Source organism: Pseudomonas sp. AC463 (genome assembly GCF_979253585.1).
The window spans coordinates 1-320 of the sequence record NZ_CEEDDZ010000340.1 but is presented as its reverse complement, the minus strand read 5'-3'; the positions used below and the strand labels follow the sequence as shown (position 1 = coordinate 320).

Below are 320 nucleotides of genomic sequence, written 5' to 3'. Positions count from 1 at the left end.
CCGTTCCTGTCGTGTCGTATCTTCGTGCCCCGCCCGACGAAAGGCGGCGGCGCGGTTGACGATCGGCAGGCGGGGGCGCTTGCCGTCCATCAGCTCCTGCAAGGTGATGATCTGCAGCCGCGAGAACGCCTGATCGGTCAGCGGATCGCGCCAGGTGCCGGCGGACGCCGCCTCCTCGCGCATCGGCCGGGTCGGGGGCGTCACGGTCAGGAACAGGCCGAACGGCGCCTTTTCGCGCTCCATCGTGCCCTTCAGGTCGCGGATCATCGCGACGTTGACGTTCGCGCCGGCCTTGACCGACATCAGCGCGCGGTCCGCCT

1 protein-coding gene is annotated in these 320 nt (G+C 69.7%); it reads right to left on the bottom strand.

Features of this window, described 5'->3' with window-relative positions:
* The coding region (locus AC0IYH_RS30430; RefSeq protein WP_471837872.1) for a hypothetical protein at positions 1-303 on the bottom strand (303 nt) is incomplete at its 3' end.
* Positions 304-320: the final 17 nt, after the last annotated feature.